Here is a 25743-nt window from a genome sequence, read left to right as displayed (position 1 = left end):
CGTCCACTCCAGTGGAAGCCGGCGTACCGGTCACCGCTCCGAGCCGTCCCAAACCGTCGACTTCGGAAATCCCGGAGCTCGAAGGAGACGCGGCGGCGGCTGTCTCCCATCGAGGCAGCCATATCCAGATCATCGCCGCTGCCGGCTCCGGTAAGACGGAGGTAGTCTCGCAGCGAGTCGCATCGCTCCTGGCTGACGGTGAAGCGCCGGAGTCAATCGTGGCGTTTACGTTCACGGAGAAGGCCGCTGCGGAGCTCAAGGAGCGTATTCGCGAACGCGTGACGGCTGCCCAAGGAACCGAGGCGACCGACAAGCTGGGTCGCCTGTTCGTCGGCACGATTCACGCTTACTGCTTTCGAATGCTCCAGACGTATGTGCCGCGCTACGAGACGTACACACCCTTGGACGCAAACCAGCTGACCAATCTTCTGTACCGCGAAAGCTACTTGCTCGGCATCAAGAACTTGTCCGCGACGAAAGGCGTATTCCAAAACCTCGCGATGTTCCAGCGCGGCGTGGACGTCCTCGAGAACGAGATGATCGACGTCGGTGCGCTGCCAGAGGATGACTTCAAGGCCGCCGTCACGGAGTACTACGCGATGCTCGACCGGTACCAGTTCATGTCCTTTGGCACCCAAATCGTCCGTGCTGTCGAGGCTCTGCAGGTCCCCGAAATCCATGCGAAGGTCACTGAGCCGCTTCGGCATCTGATTGTTGACGAGTACCAGGACGTCAATCCAGCGCAAGAGTGCCTGATATCGCTTTTGGCGAAGCCATACGGCAATGCCGACATTGTCGTTGTCGGTGACGATGACCAGGCCATCTACCAGTGGCGCGGCTCGGCGGTCGAGAACATTGTGACTTTCGACGAGCGGTACCCTGCCGTCAAGCAGTTTCGCTTGCTGACGAATCGCCGGTCACGTCCCGGCATCGTCGAACTCGCCAACGCATTCGCCAAGACGGTCCCAGGGCGAATCGACAAGGAGATGCACCCTTTTCGTGAAGCTGTCGGGCCGTCCGTCGCCTTCACCAGCAATCCGGGCACCGAGAATGACGAAGCGGAGGAGATCGCGAGGCAAATCCTCGAATTCCGCGAATTGGGTGTGGAGTACAAGGACATTGCCATTCTGGTACGAGGCAGGGCCGCTTACCCGGCGATTCTTGAGTCACTCTCAGCCCTCCGGATCCCCGTCCAACCAGGCGGACGCACCGGCCTGTTCGCTCAGCCCGAAGCAGAGGTTTTCGCGGCTACGTACGCTTGGATCGGAGAAATCGATTGGTCACCCGAGAAGTACGGCACCCCACGGCAGGCGGTCACTCTGGACCGCCTTCTAGATGACTACACACGCATTTTCGGCCTGACGCCAGCGAGCTTCACCGCATTGAAAGAGCGCCTGGTGAGCTGGAAGGCGAAGGCGCTGGCCAGCCAGTTCAACGAGAGCCTAGTTGGGGACTTCTACATTCTCGTGGAGATGCTCGGCGTAAATCGGTGGGACCTCACCGAAAGTCTGACGCGGAACCGGCTAGGCACAATTGCACGTTTCACTAATGTCCTCGCCGATTACGAGGGCGTCAGCTGGCGGGCCCGGAAGGACCCGAACAACCCCGGAGAGCAGGTCGGGGCAAGGAGCGGCGGCGAGTGGTTCTACAAGAACTTCGCGATCCTGCTCTCGAACTACGCGGTCGGGAGCTACGACGACTTCGCGGGCGAAGAGGATCTCTTCGAAGACGGAGTCGCACTCGGAACTGTCCACGGAGCCAAGGGGCTCGAGTGGCCGGTCGTCTTCCTGCCCTCGCTGGTTAAGACGCGCTTCCCCTCCAGCAAAAGCGGCCAGAGCCAGGAATGGCCACCGTCACTAGTTGGCAAATTCGACGTCGCACGCTACCAAGGCACCGACGCCGACGAACGCCGTCTCTTCTACGTCGCCATAACTCGGGCCCGCGATGCCGTCCTGCTCTCAAGTCATGCACGGCAGAAGAGCGGCAGGATACGCAATGCTTCCGGATACTTCGAGTACGCCCGCCAAGTCTTCACGAACCAAGGCGTGCCAACTTCGGTCTCCGGCAAGGGTGGCACAGCCGATTCCGAACTGGCGATCACCTATAGCGAACTAGCCGCATTCGACTCCTGTCCGCGAAGCTACATGCTGAAGAATCAACTTGGCTTTATGCCGACGATCCAGGCAGAACTGGGATACGGCAACGCGGTCCACCACACCATGCGAGTGCTCGCGGAGAAGACGAAGGCCACCGGGACACTTCCAACCGAGATCCAGGTTAATCAACTGCTCGACTCTGAGTTCTTCCTGCCGTACGCAAACAAGGCCGGGCATAAAGAGATGCGCGAAAAGGCCCGCAAGCTAGTTCAGCGTTACGTTACCGACCATTCGTCGGATCTCTTGCGCACGTGGGCCACCGAACGCCCATTCGAGCTCTACCTGGACGGTGTGGTCGTTTCCGGCCGGGCAGACGTGATCTACGACGAGCACGACGGCCAAATCGGCAGTCTCGCAATCGTCGACTACAAGACTTCTACCGGCGAGCAGACCAGTCCGCTGCAACTCCAGATTTACGCCGACGCCGGACGCCGCGAAGGACTCGACGTCTCCGCCGCATTTATTCACGACCTCGGCACGACCCAACGTTATGACGTCGATGTCGATCAACACGCCATCGCGTCTGCGGAGGCCTCGGTCATCGCCACGATAGGGAGTCTTAGGCGACGCGAGTACGAACCGAAGCCTGAGCGCACGAAGTGCCGAATGTGCGATGTCCGGCGGCTCTGTAACGCAGCGGGAGCCCGGTAGGCCTGGACGGGCTACCGGGCTCCCTACACCGTCAGTGGTTCATCAGGCGACCGTGGCCGGGCGTCTTCGAAGAGTCATATTCGACAGCAATGTCTGAGAAATAGAAGTCAGCTGCCGAATCGTTCCGGTGACGCACGGCATCGCGAACCTCGGAGACCTGCATGTCAAGCACTCGCATCGAGTTATCCAGCTGACTGATGGCCTCGATTCGGTAAAAGCTATCGCCGTACTTTTCGGCGAATTCCGCCAGCGCCCTTAGCTTCGTGACTGCATCTTCAAGGTGATGTCCGTGAGGGTCGACGATGGATGCCTTGATCTGACCGTTGATCTCATGGAAGAAAATGAAGTCTGGGTGCATCGATCGCCAGTTGCCTTTCCCATCACGGTACGCGATACCTAGCGAGTCGACAGCGGCACGCGACGGGTTCCGGTACCACCCGACGGCATTCGGACGAGAAAGCTCGGTATTCACTACGTCATGTTCCCACTTGTTTAGCGAGCTGAGCGGGAATTGACCGTCTTCATCCGACATGAGGTGAAGGCTCGCCAGTGGCGCCACGCTTAGCTGCTCGTTTGCGTCTACTACCTGGTAATCCTCCATGCGGGAGCGCGGTCGACCGAGGACCCCCCGTTGTGGATCGGTGGACATCGAACGGATGTCCTCGTACTCCTGCTGTCGCTCGTCCGGCAGGCCCTTCAGGTCCACCCGGCTCTCGGCAAACCAACGATCCACGATCTCGGTTGCCTCTTGATCTACCTTTTCGCGGACTTCTTTGATCGTTGCAAGGGCTGACGCTTTAACAAAAGCGTCCCGCAGTCCGTCATCATCCGCGTCTTCGTCGTCTGGGCCGGCCAGATAGTTGACGTACGACTGGGCAACGTCTGCACCGAAGGCTTTCTTCGCATCTTCGAATGCGGTGCGGATCGCCCGTTCGTCGGCATGTTCAGCAAACTCGCGATAGCTGAGTTTGGAGGCTCCGACCTTTCCGGAAATTTCCTGGACGTCCACTCGCCAAACCTGCCCGACGGCTTCATCGAGCAGCTTTGAATACCGAGCGGCGTAGCCATCGAGGATGGCGTGCATCTCCCTCTCGGCATCGCGGAGAGCTTCGGGCCTTAGGCCGTCCATGGCGAGGGCTTGGGCCAGAGCCACGAGTCGCTTGACCGGGCGTGCACCGCGCTTTGGAAGCGTTTCAGTTGGAAGCTCGTCCCACGCTGCCCAGACAGTTTCCGAAATAGTGGGATTGGCCAACAATTCCCGTCCGTCGAGCAGGATCTTCTTGCCTGCTGTTCCGGGCATTTCCTCCAGCTGACCGGTGAGGTATTTAACGACCTGCCCGGCGGTGGTTCGGTCGAAGAACGGCAGGATGCAGTCGACCGAATTGAGCCGCTCGTCGCCAGGCACCCGGCGCGCGAGGGGGCTGCGCACCATGCGACCAAGCAATTGCGTGATGTGCGTGTTGTCCTTGGCCGGGCGGAACGACACCATTACCTCAGCACGCGGGCAGTCCCACCCCGTGGAGATCGCATCCTTAGCGATGAGTACTCGAACCTTGTCGTTCTCTTCAACGTGTTGGGGCTCGATCCAGTCGACCTCCCAGGCGCCGAATCGCTGAGTTGTGTGATCACCGAACACGTGCCGAACGTTATAGCCGTTTAGCTGAGGATATTCTTCGGCAATGGCGTCAAGCGCGCGTCCAATATCATCGCCCTCCGGCTTGTTAGGCGTCTGCAACACCAGTAGCGGCTTGACGACCTCGAGAGCCCCTTGGGACTGACCGTACTTGGCCCACCGCTCGGTGGACTGAGTGAGCTTCCGTGCAGCCAGTCGGACGAGAGTCGTGTCAAAGTTGCCGGCTTCGTTTGGAATGTTCAACGCCACGACATCTTTTACCAGGCCGGATTCCTGCACCCTGGAAGGATCGACCACGACAGAAGGGTACGCACGGCGATCTTTGTTCGCATCGGCCGCCGTCATCGCCTCTTGAAAACGCTCGATTGTAGCGGAAATGCCCCAAACGATCGGAACCGCTGGGTAGCCCGCGTGCCCGTTGACAAGCTTTCGAACGATCGTGGGCTTGTCTCCGGTCACTCTCGTGTTGAATCCGCGATGCGCTTCATCGAGCACCAGATAGAGCGTGAGATTCTCGTCCGCTATGGTGTTGGCGATCGTCTCCCAAATCGTCCATCCCTGCATGTCCGGCGTGGCAATGTCGGTCAGTCCTGAAAGCTGGTCATCCGGGTTCTCGTCGTGGCCGCGCGTGAGGAGAGAGTTCTTCGTTAGCTTGCCCGTGTTGAGGAAGTAGACCTTGCCCGGGTCCAGACGGGGCTTCGCGAACGGTGGCTGGATAGCAACAAGGTCCGATGACGAGAACTTCTCGGATGCATCCATCAGGCGCATTCGGGTCTGGTCATTGAGGTTTGGGTCATCGGAGAACCAGATAACGACGGCGCCGGGATCCGGGTCGAAATCAAAGCGCTCGCTTCCGTAAAAAAGTGCTTCGATCGCTGCCGCCGCCATCACGGTCTTGCCTGCGCCGGTAGCAGCAGTAAGAGAAAACGACGACTCTCGCCCGTCTCGTTCATACTCCGTCTTGGCACGTTCGAGGTTGACTAGTACATCGGCGACGGCGTCGTCCTGATAGTCCTTCAGTGTGAATTTCACCGTGAGTTCCTTCCCGTCTCGATCTCGAAGTTGCGCAAGTAGGCCTCGTACAGCCGCACGGGTTCAACATGCTCGGGCAGCTCCCGCACCACCGATTCGAAAAGACGGTCCTCGTCAGTCACGATGTAGACGAGCGTCACGCCTTCGTTTGCTTTCACTTCTTTGAGGAAAACCTCGGTCTGGTTCAAATCTGTAATGACACCATAGGTTTCGGCGACATCCCATCCGGCCGTGACGTCATCGATGCGCCGGCCTAGGGATCCTGCCCGTGTCCAAAGTAGAGGGGCAATTTTGGCGAACTCCCGGTTGGAGGACACTCGAAGAGGAGACTCGTATGTAAGCGTAAAGAACTCGACGTTCTCTTCAAAGCCATGGGCCATTGGAAAATCATCTATAAATTTATAGTCGCCCTTGATTGGTTCACCATCAGGAGTGAGTCCAGTAATTGCGGCCTCTAGCCTCGGTTTAGTTATGTACTCACAAATACCGAGGGCCTCCCACTCCGGGTCGCCGGGACGTAGATTCCTCTTCCTGAGAGCGGCCTGCTCGTCAGCCGACACTTCGTTGTTAGTCACGCAAATGGCCCGTCTGCGTCCACCGTCCTGCCGGTTCAATCGCATGACAGCGTGGGCGGTCGTCCCTGACCCTGAGAAGAAATCGAGCACCACCCCGTCCGGCTTTTCGCCCAGGAATACTCGCAGCATGTCTTCGACCAAGTACAGCGATTTAGGGAACGGAAACTTGCGCCCAGGGACAAAACGGCTCAGCAGCTCAGACCCATAAGTGCCCGCGTTATGAGAGTCCCTATACCAGACGGTCCGCGGCAACTTCTTTCGCTCTATTTCCTGAGCGTGCTCGAGATTAAGCACTCCGTTCGCATCTCTTCCAACGACCCGAATCTCACCACTCTCGATCCTCCCGATGTCTTTGCTGATGAGGTAGCTAATCGACCACGTATCGCGGGTCTTGTTGTAGGCGCCGACCTTCGCTATGCCCTCAGATGCGTACTTGCGCAGAGTCTCAGAACTTAGAGTCCACCGTCCTTCTGCTCCATTGGTTCGCATCGGCCAAACAGCAACCAGTCCCTCAGGTACCAAGACATCTTTTCGCGATGCTTGAAGGGGAAGCGGGTCTCCCACTGAGACAATGGCCTTCCGGTGCGGATCAATGAAGATGGGGTAGAACTGCCGCGGCGAGTCGGCGCGAAGCGAGTCCGTTCCCCGTCGCATCAGGCGATTCCAAATGTCTATTCGCTGTTTGGCGATTGTCTCGTTCGATGTGAGCTTGTCGTCGACTCCTTGCGCAACGCGAGCTGCCCCAAGGAAGACGACCAGAGCGTACTCCTCGACTCGGGCAAATTCCTGACCTCGAGCTACACCGCGCTGATTCGTAACCGTAGTAATCATTTGGATACGTGCTCCCCCGAAGACGTGCTCCAGAAGAAGCCCCAGTCGATGCACTTCCTTTTCGTCGATCGTCACGATGAGAACCGAGTCATCAGGATTTAGCAACTGCTGGGCCAGCATAAGGCGTCGTTCCATGAAAGCCAGCCACTTGGAGTGGCGGTAGAGGTCGTCGCCTTCTACATAGTCGTTGTTGTACTTCCAGTCCTTTGCCCCAGTGTTATAGGGCGGGTCGATGTAGATGCAGTCGACCTTGCCACGATGTGTGAACAGCAACGACTGGAGAGCGTGGAAATTCTCTGCGTTGATCACCGTGTGGAACGGTTTGTCGCCGCCCCGTTCCACCGTTCCGGTCGAGACGAGACCAGGAAAGATCGGATCACGAAATTCAGCGACGACGACTAGGTCGCTGAGCTGGGCACTCTGCGTATCCTCTCCGTCGAGCGCCTCAAGATTCGCGGTTGCTGTCTCGCTGACTCGGTTGATGGATAGAACTCGCCAGAGTCTGTCGTTCTCCGCCGTTCGTTTTGTCCCGCGCTGCGGCAAGATTCGTACCTTGGCGTTCTTTTGTACCTTGCGGCCAGGAAGCTCGACAGCCTCCGGTGCGTGACGCTCGAAGTTAAGGCCAAATGCCCGGCGGTCAGCAAGGGCATCCACCTCCCGCTTAAGGTCAGCAGCTAGCGCGGGGTCGCTGGTGTTCAACCGTCTGAGCAGGTCATTTAGCCGGGACATCAGGCTCCTTTGTCGTCGATATATGTGGAAGTGAGCAAGCCTAAGGGGCTCCGTAAGCGGTGGAAGTGATCCGGTGGTTGCCGGCGGCTTCCTCACCACTCTGCTGCGAGTGCCAGCTACCCGTCATCAGAGACATCGACCCGGCCGCGCGCAAACGTAGCGAGAATCCGCTGGTGGGTCTGCCGGGGCAGCTGCCGGTTGCCGGGCTCTCCGAACGGTGTGCCCGGCCGCGCGGGTGCTTGGGCAAGCAGTTCGTCGAGGCCCGGCCGCGCAACCATGAGTAGCCCGTGGGTGGCGCGGGTGCATGTCACGGCTAGCCGCCCGAACGCAGAGTTGAACGTGTCAAGCTCGGCTGCTCCGTTGAGCGGGTGGATGGCGACTGTGATTCCGTTGGTCTGTCCCTGGTATGAGTCTACCGTCGAGCTCACGATGTCTCGTTCGGTGAGGTCGTACTTCTCTCGCAATCGAACAACTACTTCTGCCGCATCGTCGACGGCCTGGTTGCGCGTGGCGAGGATGGCCACCAGAGGATTTTCGTGGTCACCGCCGGGCTTAGCAACGGCGAAGCTGCCGATCGGCGTTCCGTCAGAGTCGTATTCCTGAGTCTCAAGGCTTGGTCCGGCAGAGAAGAATTCGCCGAGCAACGCCTCGACGAATTCCAACAACGGACCGTCGATGTCTGCGGCCTCTGGCTCGGGCAAACCCTCGACTTCGAGAAGCGTAGGTACGCCGGTACCGACCTGTCCCCAGATCTCAGTAATTGGACCATCCATCGTCCCCAGGTTAAGGACTCGGTCACCGAGCGCCGCGACACAGTCGAGCCTGTCCCACTCGGGATAGAAGGCCCGCCACAGGCCCAGATGCCCAACAGATGGGCGCCACACTGCAGGCAGCTCTCTGGCCCAGGTATGGGCGTCGTCATCGTAGTCGGTCGGCCAAGCACGGTAAGGATTGTATCCAGCATCCCCCCGCCACGGGTTTTCGCCGATCTCGAGCGGTGGGAGCTGACCGACGTCGCCAACGGCAACCCACTTGGGCGCAGCCTTGGTGACCTTGTCGAAAAGGTGATGCGGTATCTGCCACGCCTCGTCGACGAACATGACGTCGAACGGCGCTTCGCCGTTGTTTCCAGCACCCAAGCGGTCCCGAAGCCGACTAATCTCATTGGGTGCCCCGAGCCGGCTGCAGGTAGCCACTACGACGGAAGCCGTGTCAGGAATGTCTGACGTTCTCGTGACGACTGTGGCTGCGTCGCTCACCTCCTGAGGTACCTCGCCCCACTGCTGGACTGAAACCAACAGGCACACGCGGTCGCGGCCCAGGCCCTTCCCCAGCGCGGTTGCCAGTGGACGCACCTGCTTGTTGGTGAATGCAACGACGACGGCCCGCTTGCAGGCAGGGTGGGCATATGCCTCAGCTACGAGACGCTTCAGGACGTGCGACTTGCCAGCGCCGGCTGCGGCCTTAAGCAGAATACGTTCGACGGGAGACGCCCCCGAGAGGACATCGGCAAGTTCGCGACTAGCGTCGTCGGAGATTGCGGCGTTGCGCGCTACCGCGGCAAGGTGATGAGCGGCACCTGTTGCGATGATTTCTGGTGGTGCGAAGTAGTCGGCCATCGTCACTCCACGTCATCGATCGTGAGGTCCGCCGGAACCATTTCGCTTGGCTCAGAGTAAGGGTTGCCGACAGGGGATCCAGAAGGGATGACTTCAAACGCATCGCCGTCGCGAACCGGGGGCCATACCTGTGGGTTAAGTTGGCCGCGGGCTCGGCGGTCGGCGATGACGTCAGACCACTCCCCTTCCCGACTCTCGTGAGAACGGCAGCACCACTGATGGAGCTGCGGCGCCTCGTCATGTGAACCACTCTCACAGTCCGCCCTAGGCGCAGATTGGGAATCGAGTCCCGGCTTAGCAACTTGGAGGTAGCGGTTCCCTTGGTTATTTGAGAACCACTCAAAGTCAGCAACTATCAGCCGGTCCCCCACGCTCAGGGGGGGAACCACCTGCGGCGACCAGACGAGATGCGTCTTGGGCGCTGCTTCGTCCACAACGCCTGCTCGGTGAAGCGGACCAATGCTCATGCCGTCGATCTTAAACGAGCTCTTGGGCGACACATCTACGGAGGTGATCGCCGCTTCGCTGCAGGCCTTGTCGTCGTGAACGACCATGACGACTCTCGAGCCGTCCACAATCCGACGCGAATCCACATCGAGGATTATCGGATCTGTCGATACCACCGTCGCGAATGCGACTTCTCGCGTGCCGGCCAAAGTCGCAAGGTCGTGGGCGGACTGCGGGTTCGACAGGGCCAGCAATTGGGCTGTGCAGCGTTGGTCACTTTCGATCATCCRGACTTGCGAGTTTCTCCAAAAGCGGTAGGTGCGCCCGAACCGAACGAGGTCGGACGCGTGCAGCGAAAGCCGCCGGCGCCAGACTTCCTGGGCCGCGCTTTCGACTGTCCGGTGCGCGTCGCGGAGCGTTGACGCCGGGAGATTCTCGAGCGCATCCAGAGCGCGGTCGAGAACGCCGCACTTGTACGCGAGTTCTTCTTTAACGAGGTCTTGATAAGACTGTTGATCGGCAGGGCCACTTCCGGCCGCCCGACCGCGTGTGCCGGTGAGAGCCACGTGAATCGCGTCTGACTGAGTGTTCGTGAGGCGGGCCCCCGGCGTATGTATGCTCCCCTCGACCGCATCGGCATAGGCACGCTGATCCAGTGCGCCTCGGTTCGCGGCCTCCGCCCATCCGAGGAGATAGTCGAGACGGCCGGAGCTCGCAGTCGGACCTCCGGCGATGAAATGCTTAGCGAGTACGGCGCGCACGTCAATGATGGGACATCTGAGTGAGAACGCACGAGCGCGGTCCTCCTCGAGCAAGAATGAGATGGCAGTCCTGTCGGTCTCGCTGATGGCTGGGGGCATCTCGGCTGGCTCACCATCGAAAGTCAGGGCCGGCCGCCCCATGTCCTTGTCACGCTGCCAACGCAGTCGGCTCAGCTCAACGCCAGCGAGGTTGTCCGCTATGGAAACGAGAACATCGGCAGTGACCCGGTCAGGAACAACGACGTGGATCGCGCCGGGCGACTCGGGGTTGGCTATCCGCTGCTCGCGCATCGCAAGGTTTAAGGCCCTTCCAAGGGTCCGCATCACCTGGCGTCGCGTGGCCGGAGATTGAGGGTCGTTGTAAACGTAGTTCTGCCACTCGGTTCGGCCGTCAGGGGTGACACGTTGGATAGCCAGACCGTGAACACCGAGCGCGGCGGCGTCGGACTTGGCCATGACAATGTTCACGGTACCGGGGAGTCCGACCGCGTCCACACGCAGCTGACCGGTCGGCTGGGCTACGCCGTGAAGGGTTGCAATGATATTTGCGGCCACAGTCGCAGGGACTCGGCCGACGTCGCTCGCACCGTCGACCAAGCCGAGCGCCGGTGTACGCAGGTCGCGCCTGATTCCCAGTTCGATCAGGAGATCAGCCGGGTCCTTGGACCTGCGGAGTTCGTCTCGGCAGAAGGAGAAGAGCGTACATGTGGTGCAGGCTGTCGGGTCGAACGTGGCTTCTAGGTGAGACACCAACTCGGGCAGCGGAGTTGACTCGTCATAGTTGGCCGCAAGGGCCTCGGCGCGGCGCTCCGCAATGCGGAGCAGCACCTCCTCCCGGTAATCGTGAAGGTTTTCCACCACGGGTTCAGGCTGCAGGAAGGAGTTTCGCGGCACTGCCAGGACTCCATGGGTGTGGACGCCCATTTCCGCCGGCAGCTGGGACCACCCCCTGCAGGATTCGGCACCGACCGCGACTTGCAGGAAGCCCTTGAGCATGCGGGAGTCCTCGATACGCGAACGCAGTCGCTCATAGTCTTTGGCGTCGCCGACTATGAGCCAGGTTCCCGGTCCGTCTAACGCGGCTTTGCGCGCTACGACGGCGAAGTCTGGCTTCACGTCAGTTGCCCGAGAATCTTCGAAGCCGACGAACGGAACAGCCATGTCGTAGATAAGTGTGGCCGAACCGGATAGGAGCGCGCGTTCGTGGGCGTCAGCCAGTAGTTTCGCTGTTGTACTCACGTTGACGTGGGCATTGACGGTAACAACCTCGCTCGGGCGGTCAAGACCGAGGTACCCGACGGCCGTCGTAGCAATCTTGCTTGCAAACGATTCTTGACGAATCAAGCGCTCGAACGTCATTGCACGCATCCACCGCGCTTGCGGGATACCACCCGCTGTGTCAGCGAAGCCCACAGCCTTCGCGAGGTTTCGCCGAGTCAATCCAGTAATGAGCGGGTCAGTGCCTCGAAATCGCGCACACGCTGCGTGCGAGGAGGAGGCAACGGCACCAGAGCCGCCCCCGACTGACTTCGTTGCCAATGAACCTCCCCAGTTGCTTCGCAGTTCACCCTATCGCCTGAGAGAGGACATCGGCATGAAGACGCGCGTTGTTGCCACCTCTACGGGCACCAATGCCTCGGCGAGCGGACGGAGTGCGGTTTGGAGCCGACAGGGAGCCTCTTTGGTGCACTGAGCGTCAGCGGCATCAACGAGCACTCAGACTAAGCCCCCAACAACTGGGACAGGTAGCTCTCCCCTACCACCGTGATTCCATATCCGCGGGCTTTCTTGGCTTTGCCCGACAGGCTGTCGGGATCTGCCGCGACCAGCAGTTTCACCGCCTTGGTGATCGCCGGATGCGGGACAAACCCGGCAGCTCGCAGATCCGCCTCAATGTCGCTCCGATCCCGCGACATTTCACCGGTGAGCACGACCTTGTCGCCGGCAGCCAGCACCAGCGACTGCACTGCAGCACCGGTTTCCGCATCCTGCCCGGAGACAGGACCAGCGAGCCCGCGGGTGATGGATTCCTGGCTGATGTCGAGGAGGGCACCGACGATCCGGAGGTCAGCCTCCTCATCGGCAGTAACCACTCCGTCGTCCCAGGCTGCGGCGAGCATGGAAATCATGTACTTGATGTGAAGTTCTTCAGCGGTGCTTCGGCTGATCCCCAGCGAGTCGGCGAGCGTCACAAGTCCGTCTGCCTCGGACACGGAAATCTGCCGGTCCATAAGTGCGCGGTCAAGCATGGCCAGATAGGCACTGTGCTCGTCCGGGCCCGCGACTTCGGGCAGCCGGTTCACCAGGCGCTCCAAGAAATGTGGCTGCGGATCCTCCACCGTACGACGCAGGGTCGGCGGCAGTCGCTTGGGCGAGACCGTCGGCCACGACGCAAAGTAGGCGCGGTCCAGGGCGCTGAACCACTCGGGGTTATCGGCGTCCATCCGGAGGTAGTTGCTCAGCACATGGGCGGCGGCTTCAGCGTCGTCCCCGGCGCTGTGGGCGTTCTCCAGGTTCAGCCCAAAGCTGTCGCAGCAGTCCTTCAGGGAGCGGCCAGCCCCGGGCAGGTAGCGGCGTGCGAGCTTCATCGTGCACAGGCAATCATGGACCTCGAACGGCAGCTCCAGGCCGGCGCGCCCCAGTTCATGCGAGACAAACCGGTAGTCGAAGTGAACGTTGTGCGCAACCAACACGCGTCCGGCCAGCAACTCCATGACGTCATGCGCAATGTCCCCGAAGACAGGGGCATGGAGGATGTCTGCTGCGCGGATGCCATGGATGTGCTGCGGGCCCAGGTCCCGCTGCGGATTGACCAGCGTATCCCAGCGGTTGCTGACAGTGCCGTCCGGTTCGACGTGCACGACGGCGATCTCGGCAATGCGGTGACTCCCCGGAAAGAGCCCTGTCGTCTCCACGTCTACGACGGCGAATCCTGCGTTCATTTGTTCCCCCAGAGTTGATGCCGAATTGAACTTACAGGCTGCGGTAGTAGTCCCGAATGAAGTGCGACATCAACAGACGACGCTCGACAAGGAAGTCACTATACGACTCTGCCGTTGTCGTGTAGATCGAATCCGGCACCGCATTCGCAGCGAGATTTTCTTTCAGCTCGTACGTTTCCGTAATTTCCCCGAGCCGAAGCTCACCATCACCGATCTGTTGGCCCACACGTTCCATGTAATCAGCAGGCGCCGAGTCCTTGATTCCGATGTTGATCGGGGTCTCTGTCAGGGCAAAGTTGGCAATTTGGTTGTAGTCGTTGCGATCAGCGACGCCGTTCTTCTGCAGGTAGTTTTTCGGAACCAAGTGGTGGATGTCGCCGGATTCCTCCAGCATGTTGGCCACCGTGATGTTCTTGGAGAGGAATCCTCTGGCGCCGGAATGCACCTGGGCGGCCAGAAAGGTTTGGAAGAACGGGCTCCTAACGCTCGGGCTGTCCATCGCCATCGGGACCGCGACATCCCAGAAGTTGTCGCTCATTGACGATTTCTCGATGTTGTCAAGGAACTCGCTTGCGCCCTGTTCTGATATTTTTCGGATGTCGGAGTCGAAGGCCGACTCAAAGGAGCCCGTGTAGCGGCTGGTAATCAAGGACATCACGAACCACTTCCGGACTACGCGTTTGATCTCGCCCTCCGTCATCCGCCCGTCGCTGCGCAGGTGAAGGTACATGGCGTAGGCGAAGTTCAGGGCATTCTTGGAACTGATCATGCTCGGCGCAACGAATCCAGCTGACTTGATAGTCATCGTGAATTGCTGAAAGTTGTATTCGTTGACGATTTCGAGGAGAACGCTTTCCAACTTATTGAAGGACTCAACGGCGAGTGCTTCGTCAAAGCTCCTGGTCTCGAAGTCGCGCCCGGACAAGACGCTGACCAGTGCCGCAACTTTGCCGCGTTTGAAACCCTTGATTCCCGCCACACGGATAACATCTGTGTACGTCGGATCGTAGAGGTCGGAAGTATCCCGGCGCAGCCACGCAATCTTCTGCATGTATCCCGAGGCCGCAAAGGCGGAATCATTCTCCGATATGTCGTCATAGACGTGGGGTGCAACGGCCAAGTGGCAGAAGTAGTCGATCAACTTGCGCAGATTGGACCCGAAGTCGCCATGGCTAGCAATCTTGCTCATGGCGAAGTCGGCGCTGCTGAGTGGTACGCCTTTTGAATTGATACGGATGAAGATTTCGGTAACCGTGTTGATGTCGAGATCTTCACCCAGGGTGATGATGCCCACCTGTGCCGTCTTGATGGCCCCAAGCTTGCCTAGGGCTTGTTCGACGGCGACTTCATCAACACCCGGATTAGCGGACATATAGTCCTTCATGATCCTGAGGACCGAGGCTGCGTTGATGAACTCCGCCACGTCGGAAAGCCACTCGGGATTCTTCTCGATCACCGGCGTGAGGGTGGCAAATTCCTCCGACACCGGGTTGAACGCGATCTTGATCCGCTTTCTCGCGTACGACTTGTCAACCACGGGTTCTCCAACCAGTGCCGCGGTCATGGCAGTGATACGTTGCTGGCCGTCGATGAGGATCTGCTTGAAATTGGAAGTACTGCCATCTTTGAGCCCCACTTCGAGGCTCTGCCACGTGATCAGGTAGCCAATTGGGAATCCGTTGTACAGCGAATCCATGAGGTCGCGGACCTTGGTTGAGTTCCAGACGAACGGCCGCTGCATTTCGGGGATGGCAATTTGTTTGCTTCGAACCCATCCGAGCAACGTGTCTACTTGCTGCTGCTGAACTGTATATTTCGCCATGGTTCTCGTCTTTCCTTTAGGTTTTGAGCGACCGCCGCGGAGAAAGGCCGTCGTCTTCCGGCTCGAAGGCAGGTGAACCGCTGCCAGCCTGCGAAGTCGAGGACGTCATTCATGATGGTCGTCGTCTCCGCCGAGACCCGAGTGTCCAAGTGAAGGCCGTGCTAGGTTCTGTCAATGTCGCTCAAGATGATCGCGATCTTTTCCAACACCGCCGGCAGGATGGCTGGCTGGACGCTTTGCCGGATCTTTTCAGCCAGGTAGACGGCATTTGACTCAGCAAGCCCAAGCTCAAAGGGACCAAGCTTGTCCAATTCGATCCCGCCAAAGGGCGCACGCAGTACGTCTGGGTCGGCCTGGTCTGGACCGCTAGATGGGTTGCTTTGTTCCACTTTCTCTTCTGACCGAACTGAGGGATGCTCTCCTACTTCAGCGGCGTCTCTCTCGGGCATTCCTGGCACCGGCGCTTCGTCCGGTCCACCGAGGAGTACCGGCAGCCGCCCAGCCGGATATACAACATCCAAGTACGTTGTCGTGCGGGTTAGCGCGATGTAGAGCATCCGGCCGCCGTGCGGCATATCCAAAATCGCCTGGGGGTCCGCAACAATGACAGCGTCAAACTCAAGACCTTTGGAATCCACCGGGGTAACCAGATTTATGGCGGAGGATAGTCCGCCGTCGCTCGACTGGCTCCACTGGAGATCTTTCGCCTCGAATGCTGTTCGTAGTTCCGGCCACCGTTCCTCACAGGCGACCACACCTACAAATCGCCCGCGCCCGCTGTGTTCGAAGACCGCAGCGACAATAGCATCAGCAAAATCCGTTTGAGTAGTTCTTATGAAGCGCGGCTGCTGCTCGGCCTCACGGAGAATCGTGGGGGGTGTGACAGCGGGCGCTGCCGACTTCAGAACCGGCAGCGCGACGTCGAAAACCTCTTTAGGCACACGATAACCATGCTCGAGCTCCACTACGGCGGACGGCAACGACGACCCGAGCAAGACTTGAACGTCATCCCAGGAATTACGGGAGTAAGGTCCGGTGGACTGGGCAATGTCGCCAACGACAGTCATGGAGCCGGTCTTTGACCGTCGACGGATCGCCATAAGCTGCATCTCTGACAGGTCCTGTGCTTCGTCGACCACTATGTGCCCATAGAGCTTTGGTTCGCCGCGCATGATTTCAGTGGCTTCATCGATCAAGGCCAGGTCGGCCATGGTCCATGGTTCGTCAGCAATTCGGGGGGCGGAAGGCCGGTGTAGCAGAGAAATTTCTACTGCGCTGAGGAATCCTTCCCCAGCGCGCTGCAGCCGTTCCGATGATCCGAGTAGTTCGCGGATGAACTGGGGCGGCGTTATCTGAGGCCAAATCTTTTCGACTTCGGCGTCGAGCGACACTGGGTCAAGAGCCGATTCCAGAACCGTGCCGCGGGCAGCGCCAAGCTGGGGCCCTACGAGCCGCAGGATTTGTTGGCGGAGGGCAAGACGGCCATCAGCAAAAGTTGCGCTGCTTATGGACTTGATGATCTCTGCCAGTTCACCGGCGTTTGCAGTCACCGTCGAACCAGATCCCCTGCGCCGAATCTTGATGTCCGCCTTCGGGATTCGTACCCGCTGCTGGAGTCCAGTGGCGAGTACGTCGCTCATTCTGGATGAGCCCTTTACCGATGCGACGTTGTCGGATTCGCGGCCGCTGACCCGAATGTCAGCAGCGAGCAGCTGCTGGAGTGCTTGCTGTTGGACCTTTTCGTCACCGAGATCCGGGAGGACCCGCCGGATGTAGCGTGTGAAAGTCGGGTTCGGTCCCACCACGAGAACATCCTCTGGCGGCAACTCGTCTTGAAAGTTGAAGAGAAGCCAGGATACCCGGTGCAGGGCAACCGCTGTCTTGCCCGTTCCCGGTCCGCCCTGAACAACGAGGAGTTGGTCTTTGGCGGCTCGTACCAGCTTGTCCTGGGCGGCCTGTATGGTCCGCACGATGTCGACCATGGCTCCACTTCGACGCCGCTGCATGGCCTGCAATAGGGCGTCGCCGCCGTACTTGGCGCTTTCAAGCTCGACGACGGCTGCAGCAATATCGCCAAAGACCAAGTCCTCGAAGTCGCGGATTTCGTTTCCGAGGCAGTCGTAGGTCCTTTTCCGAGACAGGCCCAGAGGTTCCTGCGCAGTGGCCTGGCTGTAGGGCTCGGCCGCTTTCGACTGCCAGTTGGTCACCAGCAGGTCTTTCTGTTCATTGAGGATTCGCACTTTGCCGATGTAAAGGGGATCTTCACCGTCGGCGTCGATGCGGCCAAAGGCAGCCGGCTCATCCGGCGCGACGATTGTCCGTCGGTTGGCTTCTAAATGCATGGCGCGGCGCTCTGCGGCTGTCCCCCCAGAGAAATTCGACGGAGCCCAAGATGCTGCGGCGGCTTCACGATGTTCCTTGGCGGCGTCGAAATAAGCCTGCTCTTGATCTTTCTCGGCGATCTTAGAGAGATCCCTGACTGTCGCTTCCGCGCTCATGAACGAGCCCCTTCGCTGAGGACCCCCACGGCCCGGACTGATGTACGAAGACAAATGTAATCTGTGGCACAGACATTTCTTTGCAGGTTCGCCACGACAAGCCAGGCTTATAGTGTGGTACATTGCCAGCCACGGGCAAGAGAGGACCATCAGATTTGGCGCTCTCGGCACGTTCTGGTGCGAGCACGCGCAGTCACCCCTTAGTTGTCAGATGACGCGGCGTACGGACCGTCTGCTCATTCGCCCCGGCCAAGCACTCCTGTCCCGCGCAGAACGCTGTAGCGCCAAAGCCTCTTCATAGAAAGCTAGTCTCGTAGCGGAACGGCCGAGATTGTTTTGGGTGAGCGCAAAGCTCAGTGCCAGAACCAGACCCAAGGCAGCGACTCCACCCCCGACAATCAAAGGATGAATAGGCAGATCGGCCAACTGAAATACCCCCGAAACGATCAGTGGGTAGGCGACCAGGGCGGCACCCGCAAAGACGGCCACCAAAGCCCCAAAGCTCCCTCCACCCAGGTGTGCCGTATCTCGTCGAAGCTCTCTCAATTCTTCAAACTGCAGCAGGGGATCCAGCGCCAGGAATGCGGCTACTTCAGACGGTCGAACACGAGGATCTAGTCGGAACAGCCTTTCCAAGCGTTCGCTACTTATTGTGGGATATTGCCTGGGTTCGTATGAATGCTTGGAGGAAGCCTATTGGTTTGATGTCTCAGAGATCTGCCGCACCTCCGCGGGTTCCCTGCCCAAACTGCCATAATCTATCGTGCCTACTCGTTCCGCATGGGGCCGGTTATTGAGCTACCGCGGCCGCTGTGGCGTAAACATCCGCCGGCATCGGCCGGTGCAGCTTCCAGGTGATCGCGATCGGCTTCTCCCCGGCGTGCTGAACATAGTCCACCTGGCCCAGGCACGTGTACGGAACGGTCAGTCCGGTCTCGTCCTCTGAGGTGTCACGAGTGAAAATCAGAACCCTTGAACCGTGCGAGGCCCGGTTCAGGTACCGCTTGCCCGTCGGGCTTCCCGGAGAGGTCGCGTTCTGCGATTCCCAGTGAAAGAGCTCCGGGCTGATGGCGTAGTCCTTGTACATCGTGGTGGCCGAATGCTTCTTGTCGTCCTTGTTGAGCGTGACGAAGAAGGCGTCGGTGGAAGTCGCAGGGCACCAGGCCACTCCTTCGCGATGCTGCACGTTCTTGCCGAGCTCCAGCGACCCGTACTGCAGAGCAGCCAGGACCTCCTCGCGCCGGTACGTCGCGTGCGAGAGCAGGGGTACATGCTGCAGCCCCGCACCCAAACCCTTGGCGGCATGCTTGGACGCGGCCACGCCGAGCTTTACAACTTGGCGGATCTCGCTGCAGACAAACTGGTAGCCGCGCAGATAGTCCAGACCGTTGTCGTACGACTGAAACCCGCCGCCATCGTCCCAGAGCGTGTAGAAGAGCATGCGGGCGAACGTCTGCTCGCGCATGCCGAGCTCCGCGTAGCGGGGCGCGTCGGCGCCGACGAGCATCGAATACGCTCTGGCACGTTCCGGATCGTCCACGTGGATCAGCGCAGCCATGCGGCCGAGGAGCTTCTTCTCGTCGGCGTCGGAGAGCTCCTCAATCCGTCCGCTGAGGAGCGCTTCCAGCGGCGAGAACCCGTCGATCAGCCCGGCCTGGCGCAAGTACCCCGTCCACGAGTCCTTCGTGGACCGGTAAATCGACTTCAAGTCGTTCCCGGACCGCTCGAGATACGCCTGCAGCTCGGTCTCCGCGTAGGAGGCGATGTCCCGGACCAGCTGCGCCCTGTTGAACCGCAGCTGCGCCTTGATGTTGTCCAGCACTACTTTCTGCGCCACCCGGTCCAGGACAATCTGCGAGCCCGACGGCAGGTAGGGGAACTCGTCTTCGACAGCCTTTTCTAGCTCCTTGCGCCCGTAGCCGGTGAGCGCCCGGTAGCGCAGATCGAAGCGGAACTCCCGGCGCTGCTGGCCGATGAAGTCCATGACGGTCAGCACCGCCTTGCCCTCTGCGCGGCGCAGCCCGCGCCCCAGCTGCTGGAGGAAGATCGTGGCGCTCTGCGTGGGCCGGAGCAGCAGGATGGTGTCTACCTGCGGCAGGTCCAGGCCTTCGTTGAAGAGGTCGACGGCGAAGACGCAGTTGATCTCCCGGGTGCGGAGCCGCTCTAGCGCAGCCGCGCGGGCGGCGTCGTCGGTGCTCCCGTCGACGGCAACGGAGGCGATCCCGGCGCGGTTGAAGACGTCTGCCATGTAGTTGGCGTGCTGGACCGAGACGCAGAAGCCGATGGCCCGCATCTGCTCCGTGCTGGTGATCTTGTCGCGCAGTTCGCGGATCACCTTGGCGGCGCGGGCGTCGTTGCCCGTGTAGAGGTTGCTCAGCTGGGCGGTGTCGTAGTGGCCGCGCTTCCACTCCAGCTGGCTGAGGTCGACGTCGTCCGAGACTCCGAAGTAATGGAACGGCACCAGCAGATCCGCGTCCAGGGCATCCCAGAGGCGCAGTTCGCTGGCGGTGCGGCCGTCGAAGAACTGCTTGGCGACGTCGACGCCGTCGCCGCGTTCGGGCGTCGCGGTCAGTCCGAGGAGCTGCTGCGGCTGCAGGTGGTCCAGCAGCCGGCGGTAGGTGGGCGCCATGGCGTGGTGAAATTCATCGATGACGACGACGTCGAAGAAGTCGGGTGCCAGCTGTTCAATGCCGAGGGATGACAGTGACTGGACGGAGGCGAAGATGTGCTTCCACTGCCGGGGTTTGTGTTCCCCGACGTAGAGTTCGCCGAAGGCGCCGTCCTGCATGACGTCACGGTAGGTGCGCATGGCCTGTTTTAGGATTTCCTGGCGGTGGGCGACGAAGAGCAGCTTCAGACCACGGCTGGCTGCCTCACACAGGCGTTTGTAGTCCAGGGCGGCAATGACGGTCTTGCCGGTGCCGGTGGCGGCGACCACGAGATTGTGGTCAAAGCCCTTGAGCCGCTCGGCCTCTAGATCTTCAAGCATCTCCTCCTGGTGGAGGAACGGCTGGACCTCCAGTCCGGTGACTGCCCCGGGGATTGCCGTCCGCCGGCCGCCGTTGCGTTCCAGGGCGGCGTCCAGCTTGTCGCCGTCACGTTCCGGATCGTAGCTTTGGAAGGCGCGCTGCGCCCAGTAGCTGTCGAAGGTGACCTCGAACTTCTGCAGCAGTGCGGGCGTGCCGACTGAGCTGAGCCTGACGTTCCATTCGAGGCCGTCCAGCAGAGCTGCCTGGCTGAGGTTGGAGCTGCCGACGAAGGCGGTGTCGAAGCCGGAGTCCCGGCGGAACAGCCAGGCTTTGGCGTGCAGGCGGGTGGCCTGGGTTTCGTAGCTGATCTTCACTTCGGCGCCGTACCGGGTGACAAGCTCGTCAATGGCGCGGCGTTCCGTGGCGCCCATGTAGGTGGTGGTGATGACACGGAGTTTGGCGCCGCGTTCCTTGAGCTGCTCGAGGGCCGGGTGGAGCAGGCGGAGGCCTGTCCAGCGGACGAAGGCGCAGAGCAGGTCGACGGTGTTGGCGGACTCGATCTCTGCACGGAGTTCCGCGGCGAGGTTGGGATCGTCCTTGCTGTTAGTCAGAAGCGCAGAGTCGCTGAGCTTAGTGGTGGGACGGCGAAGGTTTCGGCGTTTGAGGGTGTCGGCGCGATGAAGGGACTGGAGCTGGGTGGGACCAGCCGCGATGCGGTCTGCGTGCTGTAGCTCCTCGAGCAGCTTGTTTGCGAGGGCCACTCGTTCGGCGGGTTTTGCTGCTGCCAGGGCATGGCGGACCGCGTTGGCAACGTGTCGGGAGAGTACGTCCGGACTGTCTTCGTCGTCTATGGCTGCGAAGAGAGGCTGCAGATCAGACGCGTTGTTCAGCAGAGTGCCGAGCGCCTCCGTGTTGAGCCGTTCGTACAAGCCCTCGGGCAGCTGCTTCGCTGCCACTCCCCCAATGGAATTAGTCACTGCGCCAGGCTATTGCGTACTCGTCTTGGGTCCAAACTTTTAGCCCCGAGTAGTGCAACGCTGCCATTTGACGGTTCCAAACTTCACCCGTGCCCACGGAGAAACTGGATCGACCCTGCCGGCGATTGCATCAAAGTACTCGTTGACCGTGGAGCACACCTCTATGCTGGCTCCATGCCTGTTGGGGATTGTGAGAATGCGTTTCTGGAAGCCGCTCGCTGTGAGGGTCTGGAATTGGCTCGGTGCAAGACACCGTGGCTCAATCAGAGAGGGCACTTCGGTTTACCCGATCGAGCCTCTAACGTCACCGGCCCGCTACATGACATCTTCGTGTCCCTCGGAGGTCAGGCCACTGAGCAAGCGGCGAAACGAACGACGGCTTTGCCAGGCGACTTCATCCACGTTGAGACTGGAACGATCATTGAGATCGACGAACTACAGCACTTCACCAGCTTCCGACTGAAGTCATTCGAGTACTACCCAGCCGGTTATCCCTTGGATTTCGGAGTTAAGGAGTATCAAGAACTCTGCCGCCAATTCGCTCCGAAGGCCGACAAGTACCGGCAGGCGAAGACTGCGGCAGCCTTCGGGTCTGGCGGCCGGCAGCGGCAGCGCGCATATTACGACGCTCTTCGCGATCTCGCCACCCCGGCGATGGGACATCCACCCATAATTCGCGTTCCAGCACCCGACGGCAACGGCGCTGCGGCTTTCGAAAGGAATCGAGAACGGATTTTGCGGGCTCTTCATTAAACGTAGGCCCGGAGGCTCGTGGTCCAGGCTCCGCATCAAGACAACTTGGCGGTCGCCGATCACGCGTTGGCTCCTTGGCGTGCGATGCTCTGTTCGAGCTCGACTACATTACGGAGACAGCCGGCTGCAAGTCGCTGTGGAGGGCGGGGATGCCACTCGGCATGGCGCTTCTTCGGACTGCGAGCCTTCGCCCGCCTTGGCGTCATTCGGACGCCGATAAGAACCGACCAGAGAATGCAAGAATTGCGTTTGTTCCGGACATCACCCGCATTTAGGATCGCCCAATGACAACGTATCGCCGCCGCGGTCACTATCGTCGAGGCCCCAACGGACAGCGAGTTTGGGTTTCCAGCCATACCGTGACGCGATCTCGCCGACAGCAATATCCATATCGTGCCTCGAATTCCAAGTCTCCTCGTACGCGCGTGGTCGCTCCCAAAGCGCCCCCGCCGTGGTCAATTCGCTGGGCGAAGCCTAACGGCCGCTGTCCCGTTTGTGGCGCTCCTGTCTACTTCTATGCAAACGAGTTCGGGAGCCGTGTCTATTTTGACGAGATCGGCCCCCCATGGCCAAAGCATCCGTGCACGGTTAGTTCCGATGCACAAGGTACGGGAGCGACGCGCGGTCGCCGCATAGCACCGCTCATCTATTCACCCACTAAAGGTCGTCGGAAACTAGCCGCAGCTCATCGAAGCGATCGCAACCCCGAGTTGCAGCCCTCTAGTAGGCCACGGACCAGCACCACATCTCAACCATTCACATTGCGGAGGGCACTGCACGGCACAGGCGGCACTCACCTTCACCTTCAGCGACTTTTTGAGGCGTCAGTTCCGGAGGTGTGGGAATCGACCGAGAATGTCTCCCTGCAGCCCGACCAATTGGTATTCATAGACGAGGGTCATTTGTCGTACATGGACCTGGGCCGGATGGAAGTTGTGAGATTTCCGGTGCATATCAACTCAACAGCGCCCGGAATTAGTCAGGCGTATGACCAGCAAGGCAGACAGCCAGCTTTGCAGGCGGATTCGAGCGCCGGCTGCGGCGGGTGCCTCCTTGTGATCGCCATACCCATGCTCGTGTGGCTGCTGGTCAGCATATGGAACCCTATCAATCACAATTCCAACGGAATCGGCGCGGCCGTTTTCCTCTTCCTAGTAGCGGCCTGCTGTCTCGTCTCAGGCGTTCGCTTGATCACCCGAGCCCGGCAACTAAGGTGCAATGACGAAAACTCAGGCTAAGTAGGAAAAAGACACAAGCATCACTGCCTTACTGGCATATAAGGGGCAAGAGTATATGTTGCGGCCCCGCGACCGCTGTCAGTTGTCCGCGGATACGTTCAATGCCTGACAGCGTGTTGATCCTCAGCTCCGCAACCTGCTCAAGCGAACTCACGCCGCCTAGCCAGACGCCATCGTTGTGCGGGTTCCGGAGGAGGACATCGGCGCGGGCCCGCATCTTTGAAACCGCGCTGCACGAAACCCGTGGGATGGAATACACAGTTGGAGGCGCTGGCTCTACTTCGACAAGTGCTGCCGGGCGTGAACCCTAACGCTGCGTTCCTGGCGTTGCTGTGGAATGTTTAGACCGCACCTTAGGCTTAGCAAAAGTGATTCCGTTTATCTAGGCAAAAATCGCAGGGGGCAGCAGTGAGATGCATTCCGGAGGAACCGGACTTCGGTGACGGCCAGGTTGCGGAGAAAGTCGTTTGGGAGGCGCTGAAGAATAGCCTTCCGGATGACGCAGTCCTTGCCCATTCGGTACAGGTGCGCGACGGAGCACGGGAATTCGAAATTGACCTGCTGGTGTTGTGGCCGAGGGTCGGGATAGCGGCAATCGAAGTCAAGGGCGGTCAGATCAGCGTCGCTGACGGGCAGTGGTATCAATCGGATCGTTCCGGGAAACGGCCTCTCAAGAGCCCCGTGGTGCAGTCCCAGGGATCCACGCACGCCTTCAAGAACTGGATCGAGGCTCAGCTCGGGAGTCGCCTGACTAGCCGCTTCGCTTACATGGTCAGTTTTCCGTACACGGACGTCCCTCCGGACTGGGAGATGGCAGGTTGCCCCCGAACACTCGTCCTAGACAGGGCCAATACCACCTCCACGGCCGAACTGGTCCGCGCCGCCATCGAGCGGGAAGGTGGCGGGTCATCTCCGCTGGCACCAGCGTTCATGGAGCGAATCGTCCGCGTACTCAGCGGAACTTTGGGAGACGACCGCGCCAAGCCCCAGGATCCTAAGGAAGCCGAAGACGCGCAAGATCACCTCACTGAACGGCAGACGGTGTTGCTGCAGGCCACTCGGTCTCTGCCGCGGGTCAAGTTCACCGGCGGCGCAGGTAGTGGGAAAACGTGGCTGGCCGTGGAAAAGGCTCGGCTCCTCTGCAAGCAAGGCAAACGGGTCGGCCTTTTCAGCTACAACAAGGGCCTCAGCCAGTACCTGCAGCAGCAGGTGGCGGGCTGGCGGCAAGCGAAGCCCGTCTTCACGGGGGAATTCCACGAGTACGTGCGCGGGCTAGGGGTCCCGGACGGTTCGGAGCCGAATTACTTCGAGGAGGAAATGCCCCGACTCCTGAAGAACCTGGCGGCCCAGATGGACCCGCACGACCGGCTTGACGCCGTCGTTGTCGATGAAGCGCAGGACTTTGCCCCGCTGTGGTGGGAGTCCCTGCTCGCCTGCACCACAAATCCCGACGGCGGTGAGGTTTACGCGTTTATGGACGACCGGCAGGACGTCTACAGGAGGTGGGGCGCGGCCTCGGACGGTGAGCATCCCACGGCGGATCTAGTGCCCATCCACATCGATGAGAACCTCAGGAACACCAGGAAAATCGCTGAGACCTTCAAGTCCTTCGCTGGTGAGCACTTCACTCCGCGGGGTGGCACCGGGCTGCCGGTCCGGAGAGTCGAGTGCTTCACAGACGACGCCCTCAACGCCGCCGACGACTGCGTCGAGGCGCTCATGGACGAAGGCTGGTCCAACAACCAGATAGCTCTCCTCACCACCAAATCTCGACACCCGGCTCACTTGGAGCATGTCGACGCCGGCACCATCGCTGACTACTGGCTCGACTTCCACGCGAACAAAGACGTCTTCTATGGCCACGTGCTGGGTTTCAAGGGCCTCGAGCGGTCAGCCGTGGTGCTATGCGTAAACGGATTTAAGGACATGGAGCGCGCCGCGGAACAGCTCTACGTTGGCCTCTCCCGGGCTAGGAGCTTGCTGGTGGTCGTCGGTGATAGCACCCTGCTGGAGGAAGCAGGTGGCCGAGAGTTAAAGACCGCGCTCTCAAGGGCAGAGCTTTGGGAGCCCTCTCAAGCTTGACCCTGCTATTTCGGCAACAGTGCTGACG

The 25743-nt window shown here is 60.2% G+C and carries 11 protein-coding genes; 3 read left to right on the top strand and 8 right to left on the bottom strand.

Translation table 11 applies throughout. The annotated features are described in order from the left end of the window. Positions 1-11: 11 nt before the first annotated feature. Positions 12-2807, top strand: coding sequence for an ATP-dependent helicase (locus AC1DF4_RS15480; protein WP_476913712.1), 2796 nt, complete (start codon positions 12-14; stop codon positions 2805-2807). Positions 2808-2838: 31 nt separating this feature from the next. Here AC1DF4_RS15480 and AC1DF4_RS15475 read toward each other — a convergent pair whose 3' ends face one another. The 8 genes from AC1DF4_RS15475 to AC1DF4_RS15440 all read right to left on the bottom strand — a co-directional run bounded on the left by AC1DF4_RS15475 (position 2839) and on the right by AC1DF4_RS15440 (position 21642). After that, positions 2839-5472, bottom strand: coding sequence for a DEAD/DEAH box helicase (locus AC1DF4_RS15475; RefSeq protein WP_476913711.1), 2634 nt, complete (start codon positions 5470-5472; stop codon positions 2839-2841). Continuing rightward, positions 5469-7607 carry a site-specific DNA-methyltransferase gene (locus tag AC1DF4_RS15470; RefSeq protein WP_476913710.1) on the bottom strand — a complete coding sequence of 713 codons (2139 nt, stop codon included), beginning with the start codon at positions 7605-7607 and terminating at the stop codon, positions 5469-5471. Before AC1DF4_RS15470 ends, AC1DF4_RS15475 begins: the two co-directional genes overlap by 4 nt. A 116-nt stretch (positions 7608-7723) precedes the next feature. Then, positions 7724-9226 (bottom strand): AAA family ATPase, encoded by a 1503-nt coding sequence (locus AC1DF4_RS15465; RefSeq protein ID WP_476913709.1) that lies wholly within the window; start codon positions 9224-9226, stop codon positions 7724-7726. A 2-nt stretch (positions 9227-9228) separates the two neighbouring features. After that, on the bottom strand, positions 9229-11793 hold the full coding sequence (locus tag AC1DF4_RS15460; protein ID WP_476913708.1) for a hypothetical protein: 2565 nt from the start codon (positions 11791-11793) through the stop codon (positions 9229-9231). Between the two features lie 362 nt (positions 11794-12155). Continuing rightward, positions 12156-13376 carry an exonuclease domain-containing protein gene (locus AC1DF4_RS15455; protein ID WP_476913707.1) on the bottom strand — a complete coding sequence of 407 codons (1221 nt, stop codon included), beginning with the start codon at positions 13374-13376 and terminating at the stop codon, positions 12156-12158. A 31-nt stretch (positions 13377-13407) separates the two neighbouring features. Beyond that, on the bottom strand, positions 13408-15198 hold the full coding sequence (locus AC1DF4_RS15450; RefSeq protein ID WP_476913706.1) for a GmrSD restriction endonuclease domain-containing protein: 1791 nt from the start codon (positions 15196-15198) through the stop codon (positions 13408-13410). Positions 15199-15359: 161 nt separating this feature from the next. Next, on the bottom strand, positions 15360-17696 hold the full coding sequence (locus tag AC1DF4_RS15445) for a HelD family protein (protein WP_476913705.1): 2337 nt from the start codon (positions 17694-17696) through the stop codon (positions 15360-15362). A 790-nt stretch (positions 17697-18486) separates the two neighbouring features. Further along, on the bottom strand, positions 18487-21642 hold the full coding sequence (locus tag AC1DF4_RS15440; protein WP_476913704.1) for a DEAD/DEAH box helicase: 3156 nt from the start codon (positions 21640-21642) through the stop codon (positions 18487-18489). Positions 21643-21816: 174 nt separating this feature from the next. On the opposite strand from AC1DF4_RS15440, the gene AC1DF4_RS15435 reads away from it, so the two are divergent. Continuing rightward, positions 21817-22395, top strand: a complete 579-nt coding sequence (locus AC1DF4_RS15435; RefSeq protein ID WP_476913703.1) for a DUF7255 family protein — start codon at positions 21817-21819, stop codon at positions 22393-22395. Positions 22396-24041: 1646 nt separating this feature from the next. Further along, positions 24042-25715 (top strand): nuclease-related domain-containing DEAD/DEAH box helicase, encoded by a 1674-nt coding sequence (locus AC1DF4_RS15430; protein WP_476913702.1) that lies wholly within the window; start codon positions 24042-24044, stop codon positions 25713-25715. Positions 25716-25743: the final 28 nt, after the last annotated feature.

It is taken from the genome of Arthrobacter sp. 05N429, assembly GCF_056397045.1.
Note: the sequence above shows the minus strand (reverse complement) of the source record. Positions and strands in the feature narration are given on the sequence as shown.

Excerpts from the sequence above, each read along its gene's own strand:
- AC1DF4_RS15470 (WP_476913710.1), bottom strand. The coding sequence starts at position 7,607 with ATGTCCCGGCTAAATGACCTGCTCAGACGGTTGAACACCAGCGACCCC.
- AC1DF4_RS15465 (WP_476913709.1), bottom strand. The coding sequence starts at position 9,226 with ATGGCCGACTACTTCGCACCACCAGAAATCATCGCAACAGGTGCCGCT.
- AC1DF4_RS15455 (WP_476913707.1), bottom strand. The coding sequence starts at position 13,376 with ATGAACGCAGGATTCGCCGTCGTAGACGTGGAGACGACAGGGCTCTTT.
- AC1DF4_RS15450 (WP_476913706.1), bottom strand. The coding sequence starts at position 15,198 with ATGGCGAAATATACAGTTCAGCAGCAGCAAGTAGACACGTTGCTCGGA.
- AC1DF4_RS15445 (WP_476913705.1), bottom strand. The coding sequence starts at position 17,696 with ATGAGCGCGGAAGCGACAGTCAGGGATCTCTCTAAGATCGCCGAGAAA.
- AC1DF4_RS15435 (WP_476913703.1), top strand. The coding sequence starts at position 21,817 with ATGCCTGTTGGGGATTGTGAGAATGCGTTTCTGGAAGCCGCTCGCTGT.